General features: G+C 46.3%; 16 protein-coding genes. 13 read left to right on the forward strand and 3 right to left on the reverse strand.

The window, feature by feature from the left end; all coding sequences use genetic code 11:
• The first annotated feature begins 60 nt into the window (after positions 1-60).
• Positions 61-1125 carry a tartrate dehydrogenase gene (locus MHH82_RS39040; protein WP_003234436.1) on the forward strand — a complete coding sequence of 355 codons (1065 nt, stop codon included), beginning with the start codon at positions 61-63 and terminating at the stop codon, positions 1123-1125.
• 133 nt (positions 1126-1258) lie between these two features.
• On the forward strand, positions 1259-1822 hold the full coding sequence (sipU, locus tag MHH82_RS39045; RefSeq protein ID WP_021481743.1) for a signal peptidase I sipU: 564 nt from the start codon (positions 1259-1261) through the stop codon (positions 1820-1822).
• A 68-nt stretch (positions 1823-1890) separates the two neighbouring features.
• Here the strand turns inward: sipU and MHH82_RS39050 are convergent, their stop codons facing one another.
• Positions 1891-2499, reverse strand: coding sequence for a dienelactone hydrolase family protein (locus MHH82_RS39050; protein ID WP_031315645.1), 609 nt, complete (start codon positions 2497-2499; stop codon positions 1891-1893).
• An 85-nt stretch (positions 2500-2584) separates the two neighbouring features.
• On the opposite strand from MHH82_RS39050, the gene MHH82_RS39055 reads away from it, so the two are divergent.
• Positions 2585-2977, forward strand: coding sequence for a 3-hydroxyacyl-ACP dehydratase FabZ family protein (locus tag MHH82_RS39055; protein ID WP_003246580.1), 393 nt, complete (start codon positions 2585-2587; stop codon positions 2975-2977).
• 32 nt (positions 2978-3009) lie between these two features.
• Here the strand turns inward: MHH82_RS39055 and MHH82_RS39060 are convergent, their stop codons facing one another.
• Positions 3010-3174, reverse strand: coding sequence for a hypothetical protein (locus MHH82_RS39060; RefSeq protein ID WP_072175520.1), 165 nt, complete (start codon positions 3172-3174; stop codon positions 3010-3012).
• Between the two features lie 132 nt (positions 3175-3306).
• Between MHH82_RS39060 and MHH82_RS39065 the strand changes: the two genes are divergently transcribed.
• The 9 genes from MHH82_RS39065 to MHH82_RS39105 all read left to right on the forward strand — a co-directional run bounded on the left by MHH82_RS39065 (position 3307) and on the right by MHH82_RS39105 (position 10729).
• The gene (locus MHH82_RS39065; RefSeq protein ID WP_003234424.1) at positions 3307-4056 is read left to right on the forward strand and encodes a phosphoglycolate phosphatase; all 750 of its coding nucleotides are present in this window, start codon (positions 3307-3309) and stop codon (positions 4054-4056) included.
• 205 nt (positions 4057-4261) lie between these two features.
• Positions 4262-5035: a 5-oxoprolinase subunit PpxA gene (gene pxpA / locus MHH82_RS39070; RefSeq protein ID WP_072173986.1), complete on the forward strand. Its 774-nt coding sequence runs from the start codon at positions 4262-4264 to the stop codon at positions 5033-5035.
• 14 nt (positions 5036-5049) lie between these two features.
• Positions 5050-6264, forward strand: a complete 1215-nt coding sequence (locus tag MHH82_RS39075; RefSeq protein WP_003234422.1) for an NRAMP family divalent metal transporter — start codon at positions 5050-5052, stop codon at positions 6262-6264.
• A gap of 23 nt (positions 6265-6287) precedes the next feature.
• Positions 6288-7061 carry a putative hydro-lyase gene (locus MHH82_RS39080; RefSeq protein ID WP_072175534.1) on the forward strand — a complete coding sequence of 258 codons (774 nt, stop codon included), beginning with the start codon at positions 6288-6290 and terminating at the stop codon, positions 7059-7061.
• Between the two features lie 44 nt (positions 7062-7105).
• Positions 7106-7828 (forward strand): 5-oxoprolinase subunit PxpB, encoded by a 723-nt coding sequence (gene pxpB / locus MHH82_RS39085; RefSeq protein ID WP_072175521.1) that lies wholly within the window; start codon positions 7106-7108, stop codon positions 7826-7828.
• Positions 7829-7830: 2 nt separating this feature from the next.
• Positions 7831-8838: a 5-oxoprolinase subunit PxpC gene (pxpC, locus tag MHH82_RS39090; protein ID WP_072175535.1), complete on the forward strand. Its 1008-nt coding sequence runs from the start codon at positions 7831-7833 to the stop codon at positions 8836-8838.
• A gap of 15 nt (positions 8839-8853) precedes the next feature.
• A complete protein-coding gene (locus MHH82_RS39095; RefSeq protein ID WP_014478857.1) occupies positions 8854-9606 on the forward strand; it encodes an IclR family transcriptional regulator in 753 nt (250 codons plus the stop codon).
• 63 nt (positions 9607-9669) lie between these two features.
• Positions 9670-10311 (forward strand): spore germination lipase LipC, encoded by a 642-nt coding sequence (gene lipC, locus MHH82_RS39100; RefSeq protein WP_072175522.1) that lies wholly within the window; start codon positions 9670-9672, stop codon positions 10309-10311.
• Between the two features lie 172 nt (positions 10312-10483).
• Positions 10484-10729 (forward strand): YczI family protein, encoded by a 246-nt coding sequence (locus tag MHH82_RS39105; protein WP_003240256.1) that lies wholly within the window; start codon positions 10484-10486, stop codon positions 10727-10729.
• A gap of 5 nt (positions 10730-10734) precedes the next feature.
• Here the strand turns inward: MHH82_RS39105 and MHH82_RS39110 are convergent, their stop codons facing one another.
• Positions 10735-11022, reverse strand: a complete 288-nt coding sequence (locus tag MHH82_RS39110; protein ID WP_014478859.1) for an antibiotic biosynthesis monooxygenase family protein — start codon at positions 11020-11022, stop codon at positions 10735-10737.
• Between the two features lie 150 nt (positions 11023-11172).
• Between MHH82_RS39110 and pbpC the strand changes: the two genes are divergently transcribed.
• On the forward strand, positions 11173-13179 hold the full coding sequence (pbpC, locus tag MHH82_RS39115; RefSeq protein WP_014478860.1) for a penicillin-binding protein 3: 2007 nt from the start codon (positions 11173-11175) through the stop codon (positions 13177-13179).
• The last annotated feature ends 93 nt before the right edge of the window (positions 13180-13272 follow it).

The raw sequence follows: 13272 nt of genomic DNA on the forward strand, positions 1-13272 counted from the left end.
TTTTTTTACTATCTCGCAATCTAGTATAATAGAAAGCGCTTACGATAACAGGGAAGGAGAATGACGATGAAACAATTCGAGATTGCGGCAATACCGGGAGACGGAGTAGGAAAAGAGGTTGTAGCGGCTGCTGAGAAAGTGCTTCATACAGCCGCTGAGGTACACGGAGGTTTGTCATTCTCATTCACGGCTTTTCCATGGAGCTGTGATTATTACTTGGAGCACGGCAAAATGATGCCCGAAGATGGAATACATACGCTTACTCAATTTGAAGCGGTTTTTTTGGGAGCCGTCGGAAATCCGAAGCTGGTTCCCGATCATATATCGTTATGGGGCCTGCTGCTGAAAATCCGGAGGGAGCTTGAGCTTTCCATTAATATGAGACCCGCCAAACAAATGGCAGGCATTACGTCGCCGCTTCTGCATCCAAATGATTTTGACTTCGTGGTGATTCGCGAGAACAGTGAAGGTGAATACAGTGAAGTCGGCGGGCGCATTCACAGAGGCGATGATGAAATCGCCATCCAGAATGCCGTGTTTACGAGAAAAGCGACAGAACGTGTCATGCGCTTTGCCTTCGAATTGGCGAAAAAACGGCGCAGTCATGTGACAAGCGCCACAAAGTCTAACGGCATTTATCACGCGATGCCGTTTTGGGATGAAGTCTTTCAGCAGACAGCCGCTGATTATAGCGGAATCGAAACATCATCTCAGCATATTGATGCGCTGGCCGCTTTTTTTGTGACGCGTCCGGAAACGTTTGATGTCATTGTGGCGAGCAACTTGTTCGGTGATATTTTAACCGACATCAGCTCAAGCCTGATGGGAAGCATCGGCATTGCGCCTTCTGCGAACATCAATCCATCCGGCAAATATCCGTCCATGTTTGAACCGGTTCACGGCTCAGCTCCTGACATTGCCGGACAGGGCCTTGCCAATCCGATCGGCCAGATTTGGACAGCGAAGCTGATGCTCGACCACTTCGGAGAGGAAGAGCTGGGGGCGAAAATTCTGGATGTAATGGAGCAAGTGACTGCCGACGGCATCAAAACACGCGACATTGGGGGACAAAGCACAACGGCTGAGGTCACTGATGAAATCTGTTCGCGCTTAAGAAAGCTCTGATGAATCAGGCCGGGGCAGATGGCTGCCCGGGCCTGTCCATTTCCTTACGAAAATTTCCACGAAAGTCTAACCAAGCAGATCCAAATGCTGTATAATAATTTGGAATTCTTAGGAAAGCATCGGGTGAAGGAAGTTGAATGCAAAAACAATCACGTTAAAGAAAAAAAGAAAAATCACAACGATCGTTATACTCAGTATCATTATGATCGCAGCTCTCATTTTTACGATCAGATTGGTGTTTTACAAGCCTTTTCTTATTGAAGGATCATCAATGGCCCCAACGCTTAAAGACTCAGAAAGAATACTGGTTGATAAAGCAGTCAAATGGACTGGCGGGTTTCACAGAGGCGACATCATAGTCATTCATGACAAAAAGAGCGGCCGCTCATTTGTCAAACGTTTAATCGGTTTGCCTGGTGACAGCATTAAAATGAAAAATGATCAGCTATACATAAATGATAAAAAGGTGGAAGAACCATACTTAAAGGAATATAAACAGGAGGTCAAAGAGTCGGGTGTAACCTTAACGGGTGACTTCGAGGTTGAGGTTCCTACCGGTAAATATTTTGTGATGGGAGATAACCGTCTCAATTCACTGGATAGCAGAAACGGAATGGGCATGCCTTCTGAGGACGATATCATCGGTACTGAATCTCTCGTCTTTTATCCATTCGGTGAGATGAGACAGGCAAAATAAAACTCAGTGCAACAAAGAACATGGAACGTACGGAACCAAAACACACGATAATAAAGCGCTGTAAGCGATTAAAAAATTTCTGATGAAACAGGGCGGAGCCGTTTTTCCGCCCCGTTTTTTATGATAGAGAGCGTTTTGAAGAAAAGGGCCCTGTTGAAATAAACAGAATCAGGATTGGCGAAGCCGTGAAGCGCATCGAATTGATAAATCTCAAGATGGGTATGCTGTTTTTCCCGCAGTTTTTTGATAAGAAGCGCTACGTCAAACGACGGCTCATAATTAGGGAAAAACAATAGGACCGGGCAGGCTGGCACGTGATGAAGAGAGTCGCGTATCCGGGAACCGTAATAACAAACCGATCCGCTCACCTCAGGCATACTGCTGCATTTCCATGCGATAGTAGCCCCCACGCTGAATCCAATCACAAAGATGTGCCGTCCGGCGTTTTGTCTGATCAAATTCTGGATGATGGTTTCTCCCGTTTTCAGCCGTTCGTGTTTTGTAAATTGTTCGTATGCCGTTTTTTCTTCTTGCAGTGTGTAGACTTCATCCTCGCCGAGCAGGTTGGGCGTCAACACATCATATCCAGCCATTTTGATCAGCCGGCCCATCTTTTTCATATGGCTGTTTACACCGTATATTTCGTGTACGAGAATGACAAGCGGTTTTGGGGACATAACGGCCTCCTTTTGTGTTTTTTCCATTATATCCTATCGTTTCACTTTAGGCTGAGATATAATGGTCAAAAAAAGGAGATATAAAATGAACTCATTATCTTTGCCTCATCGCTATCCATTTTTGTTTATTGATGGCGTGACGGATAGCGAGCCCGGCAAACATGCGGCAGCTTATAAGCTGATTAGTGAGAACGATTGGTTTATTACTGATACGCAAACAGAAATGCCGTTTTCACTTGTGATTGAAGCGCTTGCGCAAACCGCGGCTTTTACAGGAATTACAGATGAGAACAGCTTGGGATTATTGTCTTCGGTGAAGAAAGCGGAAAAGCTGGGAGAAGCTGTGCCTGGTGACCGGCTTGATCTTACGTTTGAAGTCACGCGCAATCGGCGCGGGTTTGTGTTCGGACATGCCAAGGCATCAGTTGGAGAGCAGCCTGTTGCTGAAGCTGAAATCGGCATCTATATTGAAAAATGAAAAAAACCCTTCACAACATTTTGTGAGGGGTTCTATTTTGTGTCGTAATCCCGTTCGCTTTGAGAGTTTTCTCTTTGCTGGCGTTTGTGTTTTTCATCATTCATATTTTCCTTCAGCTCTTCATTAGGAATCGGATCGGTTAAGTCGTTGTGCTCGGGGTTTTCATTTGGTTTGTTTTGCTGTTTTTTTTCTGTCATGTTTGATCACCTCACCGTTTGTTTTCCTCTTATCCGTTCTCCTCAAACATAGGAAATCGCTTTTTTGTCCCGCTGGGTATAATGTATTAGAATAGAGAGAAGCACAACAAAAAGATAAAGAGAGGTACATATATGTCTGTTCAAAGAGAAGATGTAGATATCAAGCTGATCGCAATTGATATGGATGGTACACTGCTGAACGACGAGCAGCTGATCTCGGATGAAAACCGCAAAGCCATTCGTGAAGCGGAGGATAAAGGTGTGTATGTGGTGATCAGCACGGGCCGGACGCTGATGACGTGCCGGGAGCTGGCGGAATCGCTAAAGCTGTCATCCTTTCTAATCACGGCAAACGGCAGTGAAATTTGGGATTCGAATTTTAATTTGGTGGAACGGAAGCTGCTTCATACGGACCATATTCAAATGATGTGGGATTTGCGGAATAAGCACAACACTAATTTCTGGGCTTCTACGGTGAATAAAGTATGGAGAGGTGAGTTTCCGGAAAACATTACGGATCATGAATGGCTCAAATTCGGCTTTGACATTGAGGATGACGATATCCGAAATGAAGTGCTTGAGGAGCTGAGAAAAAACAAAGAGCTCGAAATCACAAATTCAAGTCCGACAAACATTGAAGTCAACGCGCTTGGCATCAACAAAGCTGCAGCCCTTGCCAAGGTTACGGAAAAACTCGGCTTTACAATGGAGAATGTGATGGCGATGGGCGACAGCCTTAATGACATTGCGATGATCAAAGAAGCGGGTCTTGGCGTCGCAATGGGCAATGCGCAAGACATCGTAAAAGAAACGGCTGATTATATCACGGATACAAATATTGAGGATGGTGTCGCTAAAGCGATTCGCCATTGGGTACTATAAAAAAAGAGAGTCCTAAGATGGACTCTCTTTTTTAGTTTGGCAGGTTTTCTTCTGGGACCATGGTAGGTTTTCTGACAAAAGTATTTCACAAACTGATATGATTCACTTATAATGAAATAAAGTTCAAAAATTCGGAATAGTCGTTCCGGATTTCGGGACAATAAATGACATAAAGCATATCGCTTGCTTTGGCAGGAGGGATTCTGTGTTTCAGATTGATTTAAACTGTGATTTAGGAGAAAGCTTCGGAGCCTACAAGATAGGTCTTGACCAAGATATTTTAGAGTATGTGACATCAGCGAATATCGCATGCGGATTTCATGCAGGAGATCCTAGTGTTATGCGAAAAACCGTCGCGCTTGCAGCGGAAAAAGGCGTAAAAATCGGTGCGCATCCGGGTTTGCCGGATTTACTCGGTTTTGGGCGCCGCAATATGGCGATTTCTCCTGAGGAAGCGTATGATCTTGTCGTTTATCAAATTGGCGCGCTCTCTGGCTTTTTAAAAGCAGAGGGACTTCACATGCAGCACGTCAAGCCGCATGGCGCTTTATACAATATGGCGGCAGTCGATCAAAAACTGTCGGATGCTATCGCGAAAGCTGTCTATAAGATTGATCCAGGTCTGATTCTTTTCGGTCTTGCTGAGAGCGAGCTTGTAAAAGCGGGAGAACGGATCGGACTTCAGACCGCAAATGAAGTGTTCGCCGACAGAACATACCAATCGGACGGCACGCTGACACCGCGCTCCCAGCCGGACGCACTCATTGAAAGTGATGATGCCGCCGTCACCCAGGTCATCAAAATGGTGAAAGAAGGGGCGGTCAAATCTCAGCAAGGACATGATGTGTCATTAAAAGCAGATACAGTCTGCATTCATGGAGATGGAGCCCATGCGCTAACATTTGCGCAAAAAATCAGAAAACAGCTCAAAGCGGCTGGAATTGAAGTGACAGCTATTTCAGAACAGAAGTCAACATAAAGGAGGAACAATAGATGGAGCAGCAGAAAAAGACAGCAGGAAAAAAAGCGGGCAGCTGGTCATTGCTGATGGGCGCCGCCTTTTTAATGGCGACATCAGCAATCGGACCGGGTTTCCTCACCCAAACCGCAACATTCACAAACACACTCGCAGCAAGCTTCGGTTTTGTCATCTTAATCTCTATTATTTTAGATATTTTCGCCCAAACCAATGTGTGGCGCATCATCGCAGTTTCTGGAAAACGAGGTCAGGAAATTGCGAATATGGTGCTTCCCGGACTGGGGTATTTCATCGCCATTCTCGTCGTGCTTGGCGGACTAGCTTTTAATATTGGGAATATCGGAGGGGCCGGGTTGGGACTTCAGGTGCTGTTCGGTATTACACCTGAAACAGGCGCTTTAATCAGTGCCGTTATCGCCATTTTGATTTTTGTCATCAAGGAAGCAGGAAAAGCGATGGACCGTTTTACGCAAATCGCGGGGTTCGTGATGATTATTTTAACGGTCTACGTTGCGGCGACGACAGCTCCTCCGGTCGGACAGGCAGTCGCAAATACATTCGTCCCGGAACACATCAGCATATTTGCTATTGTCACCCTAGTGGGCGGAACCGTCGGTGGTTATATCACATTTGCCGGAGGACACCGTTTGCTTGATGCCGGAATTAAAGGAAAGGAATCCATTCCGCAGGTGACAAAGAGCTCGGTTGTCGGCATTTTAATTACATCTGTCATGCGTATCGCTCTTTTTCTTGCGGTTCTAGGCGTTGTATCGAAAGGCCTGCACATCGATGAAAGCAACCCGGCGGCTTCTGTCTTCAAGCTGGCTGCTGGAAATGTCGGTTATAAAATTTTCGGATTGATCATGTGGTCTGCGGCGATTACGTCTGTTATTGGAGCAGCCTATACATCTGTTTCATTTTTCAAGACCTTTTCTCCAAAAATTGAAAAGAATTCACGCGGTATTATTATCGGATTTATTGTGGTTTCTACGTTAGCTTTTGTCACAATCGGCCAGCCTGCGAAGATCCTCGTCCTTGTCGGTTCACTGAACGGCTTAATTCTGCCGATTGCGCTCGGAACGCTGCTTGTTGCCGCCTACAAGAAAAACATTGTCGGTGATTATAAGCATCCGCTTTGGCTGACAAGCACAGGCGCGCTTGTAGTGATTGTAATGGCAGTTATGGGAATCTACACGTTATGTACACAACTTCCTCAATTGTGGAGCTGATATAAGTGGAGCAATTAAACAAAATGGCGCCAAAGGATGTACGCGCCCTGATACGAGAGGGGACAATAAACGGGCCGACCGCAGGCATGTCCGGCGGCTACGCCCAAGCGAATCTTGTGGTTTTGAAAAAGGACTCTGCTTTTGATTTTCTGCTGTTTTGCCAGCGAAATCAAAAGCCCTGCCCCGTGCTGGATGTGACTGAAGCAGGTTCGCCTGTGCCGTCTCTGGCTGCGCCTGATGCTGATATCAGAACGGACTTTCCGAAATACCGTATTTACAGGCACGGTATCCTAACGGAAGAAGTATCTGATATTACGCCATACTGGGAGGACGATTTTGTCGGCTTTCTGATCGGATGCAGTTTCTCCTTTGAACAGGCACTGATCAATAATGGGATAGCTGTCCGGCATATTGATGAGGGGACAAACGTCTCGATGTATAAAACGAATATCGATTGTGTTCCGGCGGGGGCGTTTCACGGACAGATGGTTGTCAGCATGAGGCCGGTTCCTGAACGGCTGGCTGTACGTGCTGCACAAGTGACCTCGCGTTTTCCGGCTGTGCACGGAGGGCCGATCCATATCGGCAATCCGGGAGCAATCGGGATTCGCGATCTCGGGAAACCGGATTTCGGAGATGCCGTTCCCATTCGTGACGGCGAGGTTCCTGTTTTTTGGGCATGCGGGGTGACCCCGCAAGCCGTGGCTATGAATGTAAAGCCTGAAATGGTCATCACACATGCGCCGGGGCATATGCTCATCACAGATATTCGAGACGAGTCGCTTGCGGTGCTGTAACCTCTCGTCATCCTGATGAACGAGAAATAAAAGAGGTGAGAAAGATGACTGTACGATATCAAATCGAACAGCTCGGTGATTCTGCAATGATGATCCGATTCGGAGAAGAAATCAATGAACAGGTCAACGGCATTGTCCATGCCGCGGCCGCTTATATAGAAGAACAGCCATTTCCGGGATTCATTGAATGTATCCCGGCTTTTACAAGTCTAACCGTATTTTATGATATGTATGAAGTGTACAAGCATTTGCCTCAAGGCATAAGCTCACCTTTTGAGAAGGTCAAGCGCGATGTCGAAGAGCGGCTGGTAGAAATAGCCGAAGACTATGAGGTCAACCGCCGTATTGTAGAAATTCCCGTTTGCTATGGCGGTGAATTCGGTCCGGATTTAGAAGAGGTGGCGAAGATCAATCAACTGTCACCGGAGGAAGTAATCGACATTCATACAAACGGTGAATATGTGGTGTATATGCTTGGCTTCGCGCCCGGTTTTCCTTTTCTAGGCGGGATGTCAAAACGCATTGCAGCTCCGAGAAAATCATCGCCAAGACCGTCGATTCCCGCAGGTTCGGTCGGTATTGCGGGATTGCAGACAGGCGTTTATCCGATTTCAACGCCGGGCGGCTGGCAGCTGATCGGCAAAACGCCGCTGGCTCTTTTCCGGCCGCAGGAAAACCCGCCGACATTGCTGCGGGCGGGAGATACTGTGAAATTCGTTCGCATCTCAGAAAAAGACTATCACGCCTATAAGGAGGAGTCCATTTGAGCATGAAAGTATTAAAGCCCGGACTGCTCACAACGGTTCAGGATATAGGCAGAACGGGTTACCAAAAATACGGCGTTCTGGCCAGCGGCGCTATGGACACGGTTTCACTGCGCATTGCCAATCTGTTGATAGGAAACGGCGAAAATGAAGCAGGTCTCGAAATAACGATGATGGGGCCCGGTCCGTCGTTTCATTTTTCAAAACAGACACTGATTGCTGTGACAGGGGCGGACTTCACGCTGCGTATTAATGACGAGGAAGCGCCTTTATGGAAGCCTGTGCTCATCAAGGAAAACAGCACGGTCAGCTTTGGCCCCTGCAAACTCGGCAGCCGTGCTTATTTGGCGGCAGCTGGCGGCATTGAGGTGCCTGCCGTCATGGAAAGTAAAAGCACATACGTCAGAGGAAGCATTGGCGGACTTCATGGCAGAGCGCTTCAAAAAGAAGATGAACTGAACATTGGAGAGATGTCAGCTCTTTCGCAAACCATCCTTACCCGCTTAAGTTCGCAGCTTGGAAAACAGGGATTTGCAGCACCGAAGTGGTCAGTCAGCCGCGGCAGATTTCTGCCATTGAAGAAGAATCCCGTCATTCGGGTGCTGGAAGGAAAGCAATTTGCCTTTTTCACAGAAGAATCAAAAACGCGTTTTTATGAAGAAGCATTTCGTGTCACGCCGCAGTCCGACCGTATGGGCTACAGGCTCAAAGGAGAACCGCTCGAACTGAAGGCCCCGCTTGAGATGGTGTCGGAAGCGGTTTCATTCGGAACAGTTCAGGTGCCGCCTGACGGCAACCCGATTATCCTGCTTGCAGACCGGCAGACGACTGGCGGCTATCCGAGGATCGCGCACATCATATCCGCTGATCTTCCGATTGTTTCCCAAATCATGCCGGGCGAGCACGTTCAGTTTGAGCCTGTGTCCCTTCAGGAGGCAGAAGCGCTTGCGGTAGAACGGGAACAGCATATAAAAGAACTGAAAACGAGAATGAAGATGGAATGGCTGACATAGCAAAGGGGATGAATGATGCAGAATAAAAATAAAACCGTAGTCAAATCTATGGCGCTGCTTAATTTGTTTTTGCATAAACCAAGCCTAACCTTAAGTGAACTGGTGTCGCTGACGGGAATGCCGAAGACCTCTGTTCACCGGATGGTCAGCTCCTTGGAGGAAATGGGGTTCCTCAGTCGGGATGCGTCCGGCGCTTATTCGCTGGGATTGGTGTTTTTGGAATTCGGACAGCTTGTCGCTGACAGGCTGGATATCAGAAAAATAGCGAAACCGGTGATGGAAGAGCTGTGCCGGGAAGTGGATGAGGCCGTGCAGTTGATCATGAGGGACGGCAATGAAGCGATATACGTTGAGAAAATAGAAGGGACACAGACTGTGCGGCTGTATACAGCGATCGGCAGGCGTTCTCCCCTATACGCGGGAGCGTGCGCCAGAAGCATTCTGTCCTTTCTTCCCCGTGAAGAAATCGAAGCATACATCAAACAAACCGAGCTCATTTCGATTGGCTCCGGAACGATTACCGATCCCGAAAAACTGCTTCAGGAGATTGATGCCTCTGTGCAAAATGGCTATACTGTCAGCTATTCAGAGCTCGAAAACTATACGGCGGCGATCGGCGCCCCGATCTTTAACCATAAGCGCCAAGTGGCAGCCGGCATTAGCATTGCAGGCTTTGAAGCGAGATTTACAGAAGACAGGCTGCCCTATTTAACAGAAAAGGTGAAGGACGCCGCTTTACAGATTTCAAGAAAAATAGGATATACATAAGTAGCCAATCTTTTCTCTGCTGCGTACATTAACGTATCGACGTTCAAGAGTGGAGGAAAGAACATGGTGCTTCGATATACAGCTCTGGGCGATTCCTTGACGACAGGGAGAGGCTCCGGGCTGTTTTCACCCGGCTTCGTCCAGCGTTTTGGGGACATGATGGAAGCTGACTTGAAAACAAGAACGGCAATAAACATATTTGCCAGATCAGGCCTGAATACAGAAGAGATTTTGGGACTCCTGTCATATCCCTATGTGCAAAAATGCATTCAAGATGCTGATATGATAACGATCACAGGGTGCGGAAACGATCTCATCGATTCGGTCTTAGCCTACCAAACCTCTAAGGATGAAACGATTTTCAGCCGTGTATCCGCCCATTGCCATGAGAATTTTGAAAAGATGATTGCCAAAATCGCCGAGATTAAAGGAGAAAAACCTTCCCCGTACGCAATCCGAGTGTTCAACTTATACAATCCGTTTCCCGGCATTGAAATCGCCGGCAAATGGATCACATCCTTTAATTCACATTTAGAAACACTTGCATCAGCACCCCATGTCAAAATCGCAGATGCCTATAGCATCTTCAAAGGCAAGGAGCGGGAATATCTGTCCTTTGACGGTGTCCATCCGAACTGCAAAGGCTATCAAGCGATGGCTGAAGCCGTTCACAAGCTAGGCTATAAAGAACTATCAGTTTCATAAAAAACGCGCCTCATGACAGGCGCGTTTTTTATGTGTGATCGAAATATTAAAAGAAACTTAAAATTCTCTGTCTTCTGTTCTACAGACAAACAAAGTGCGCTAGAATAATGGAGGACGTAGGCAAATATAGCCATAACGTTCAATATTTCGTATATAAGGAAGGATGGTCCTTTTGTTTCGGATTTTTAAAATGTCTTTTGCGGTTATCATTATTATACTGGCGCTTATTGCTTTTAACTATACGGAACACACCTCTGTTATCCAATCGGTCATGCTCGTCTTTCTTGGCGCGGTCATGTTTATGCAGGGGCTTGAAGAACGCAAAAAAGAAAATGACGGCTCAGGCGCTTTTAATATTTATACCGCCGTTTTTGTATGGTCTGTCTCCCTTATCGGTTTTACACTTCATATTATATAAATCTATTACACATCCTGAAAATGCTCGACCGTCGGGAACGGGGTATAGAATCGATGAAGCAAGGCTTTCCACTCTTGATACTCTGAAGAACCGCGAAAGCCTTCCGTATGGTTCTCAAGTGTTTCCCACTCCACAAGAAGCAGATATTTATGCGTTTCCTCCATGCATTTTGATAACGAGTGAGTGATATAGCCCTTCATGCCGGAAATAATCGGCGCCGCTTGCCGGAATGCATCCTCAAACTCTTGTTCAAGGCCTTCTTTAATGTGAAGCATTGCTGCCTCTCTGACCATGCTATCCCTTCTTTCTGTCTTTTCAAATAGTCTACAGCAAACGATAGGAGATTTCTGCAAAATCGGTGAACTTTTCCTTCATTTTCAAAAAAATCTTGCACGCACCAATTCAATTAAGAGAAAATAACAAGTGGAAGGCAGGGGAAAGTCATGTTAAAAAAGTGTATTCTACTAGTATTTCTATGCGTCGGATTGATTGGGTTAATCGGATGCTCCAAAACAGATTCACCAGAGGATCGCATGGAAGCATTCGTGAAACAGTGGAACGATCAGCAATTCGATGACATGTATCAAAGTCTGACTAAAGATGTCAAAAAAGAAATCTCCAAAAAAGATTTCGTCAACAGGTATAAAGCCATCTATGAGCAGGCCGGCGTAAAAAATTTGAAAGTCACTGCGGGAGAAGTAGATAAGGACGATCAAGACAACAAGACAATGAAACATATCCCGTATAAAGTCAGCATGAACACAAATGCCGGCAAAGTCAGCTTCAAGAATACTGCTGTGCTGAAATTAGAAAAAACAGATGACGAGGAGTCATGGAATATAGATTGGGACCCATCGTTTATTTTCAAGCAGCTGGCTGACGACAAAACCGTGCAAATTATGAGCATTGAACCGAAACGAGGCCAAATTTACGATAAAAATGGAAAAGGTTTAGCTGTCAATACAGATGTTCCGGAAATTGGAATTGTTCCCGGAGAGCTTGGCGATAAAAAAGAGAAAGTTATAAAAGAACTCGCCAAAAAACTTGATTTGACTGAAGACGACATCAAGAAAAAGCTGGATCAAGGCTGGGTAAAAGACGATTCGTTTGTGCCGCTCAAAAAGGTCAAGCCTGACCAGGAGAAATTAGTTTCTGAAGCGACGTCATTACAAGGCGTAACAAGAACGAATGTCAGCTCCCGCTACTATCCGTATGGCGAAAAGACAGCCCATTTAACAGGCTATGTCCGCGCCATTACAGCGGAAGAACTGAAGAAAAAGAAAGAAGGAACGTACAGCGATACGTCTAACATCGGTATCGCCGGACTTGAAAATGTGTATGAAGACAAGCTAAGAGGCACTACTGGCTGGAAAATCTACGTGCCGCAAACCGGGGAAGTCATCGCTGAAAAGAAAGCAAAGGACGGCGAGGATCTTCACCTCACAATTGATATCAAAACGCAAACGAAGCTGTATGATGAACTGAAGGATGACAGCGGGGCGGCAGTCGCGCTGCAGCCGAAGACAGGCGAAACACTCGCCCTTGTCAGCGCGCCTTCCTACGATCCAAACGGATTTATTTTCGGCTGGAGCGATAAGGAATGGAAAAAGCTAAACAAAGATAAAAACAATCCGTTTTCAGCGAAATTCAATAAGACATACGCGCCAGGTTCTACCATTAAACCGATTGCGGCTGCTATTGGAATCAAAAACGGCACCCTTAAAGCCGATGAGAAGAAAACAATCAAAGGCAAGGAGTGGCAAAAAGATTCGAGCTGGGGCGGCTATTCAGTGACACGTGTGTCTGAGAGACTTCAACAAGTCGATTTGGAAAACGCCCTTATTACGTCAGACAATATTTATTTTGCCCAGAATGCGCTTGATATGGGAGCGGACACCTTCACAAAAGGCTTAAAAACATTCGGTTTTTCAGAGGACGTTCCGTACGAATTCCCGATCCAGAAATCGTCTATTGCAAATGACAAGCTTGATTCAGACATTTTGCTTGCGGATACAGGCTACGGACAAGGGCAAATGCAAATGTCTCCGCTTCACTTGGCAACTGCTTACACGCCATTTGTTGACAATGGAGACCTTGTCAAACCGACGCTGATCAAAAAAGATTCACAAACAGCTGATGTTTGGCACAAGCAAGTGGTCACCAAGGAAGGAGCAGCAGACATTACAAAAGGTCTGAAAGGCGTTGTGGAAGATGAGCGCGGATCAGCGTATCAGCCTGTCGTGAAAGGAATCACAGTGGCCGGGAAAACAGGAACAGCCGAGCTGAAAACATCAAAAGATGATAAAGACGGCACGGAAAATGGCTGGTTTGTCGGCTACGATTACAAAAACAAAGACCTGCTTGTCGCCATGATGATCCAAAATGTGCAGGACCGCGGCGGCAGCCACTATGTCGTTGAGAAAGCGAAAAAGCAATTTCAATCGAATTAAAATGTCTTTTTAAAAGGAGCGAAAGGAAAAAGGGGATCTGAGGCCGAATGAACTAGTAAGGGGCAAAACCCGGTTTATACAAAGAAAAGAGGG

The sequence above is a fragment of the Bacillus sp. FSL K6-6540 genome, from assembly GCF_038007545.1.

Bases quoted from the DNA above. Each gene is read 5' to 3' on its own strand.
- pxpC (WP_072175535.1), top strand. From the start codon at position 7,831: ATGAAAGTATTAAAGCCCGGACTGCTCACAACGGTTCAGGATATAGGC.
- MHH82_RS39050 (WP_031315645.1), bottom strand. From the start codon at position 2,499: ATGTCCCCAAAACCGCTTGTCATTCTCGTACACGAAATATACGGTGTA.
- pbpC (WP_014478860.1), top strand. From the start codon at position 11,173: ATGTTAAAAAAGTGTATTCTACTAGTATTTCTATGCGTCGGATTGATT.
- MHH82_RS39040 (WP_003234436.1), top strand. From the start codon at position 61: ATGACGATGAAACAATTCGAGATTGCGGCAATACCGGGAGACGGAGTA.
- MHH82_RS39075 (WP_003234422.1), top strand. From the start codon at position 5,050: ATGGAGCAGCAGAAAAAGACAGCAGGAAAAAAAGCGGGCAGCTGGTCA.
- lipC (WP_072175522.1), top strand. From the start codon at position 9,670: ATGGTGCTTCGATATACAGCTCTGGGCGATTCCTTGACGACAGGGAGA.
- pxpB (WP_072175521.1), top strand. From the start codon at position 7,106: ATGACTGTACGATATCAAATCGAACAGCTCGGTGATTCTGCAATGATG.
- MHH82_RS39110 (WP_014478859.1), bottom strand. From the start codon at position 11,022: ATGGTCAGAGAGGCAGCAATGCTTCACATTAAAGAAGGCCTTGAACAA.
- MHH82_RS39060 (WP_072175520.1), bottom strand. From the start codon at position 3,174: ATGACAGAAAAAAAACAGCAAAACAAACCAAATGAAAACCCCGAGCAC.
- MHH82_RS39065 (WP_003234424.1), top strand. From the start codon at position 3,307: ATGTCTGTTCAAAGAGAAGATGTAGATATCAAGCTGATCGCAATTGAT.
- MHH82_RS39080 (WP_072175534.1), top strand. From the start codon at position 6,288: ATGGCGCCAAAGGATGTACGCGCCCTGATACGAGAGGGGACAATAAAC.
- MHH82_RS39055 (WP_003246580.1), top strand. From the start codon at position 2,585: ATGAACTCATTATCTTTGCCTCATCGCTATCCATTTTTGTTTATTGAT.
- MHH82_RS39095 (WP_014478857.1), top strand. From the start codon at position 8,854: ATGCAGAATAAAAATAAAACCGTAGTCAAATCTATGGCGCTGCTTAAT.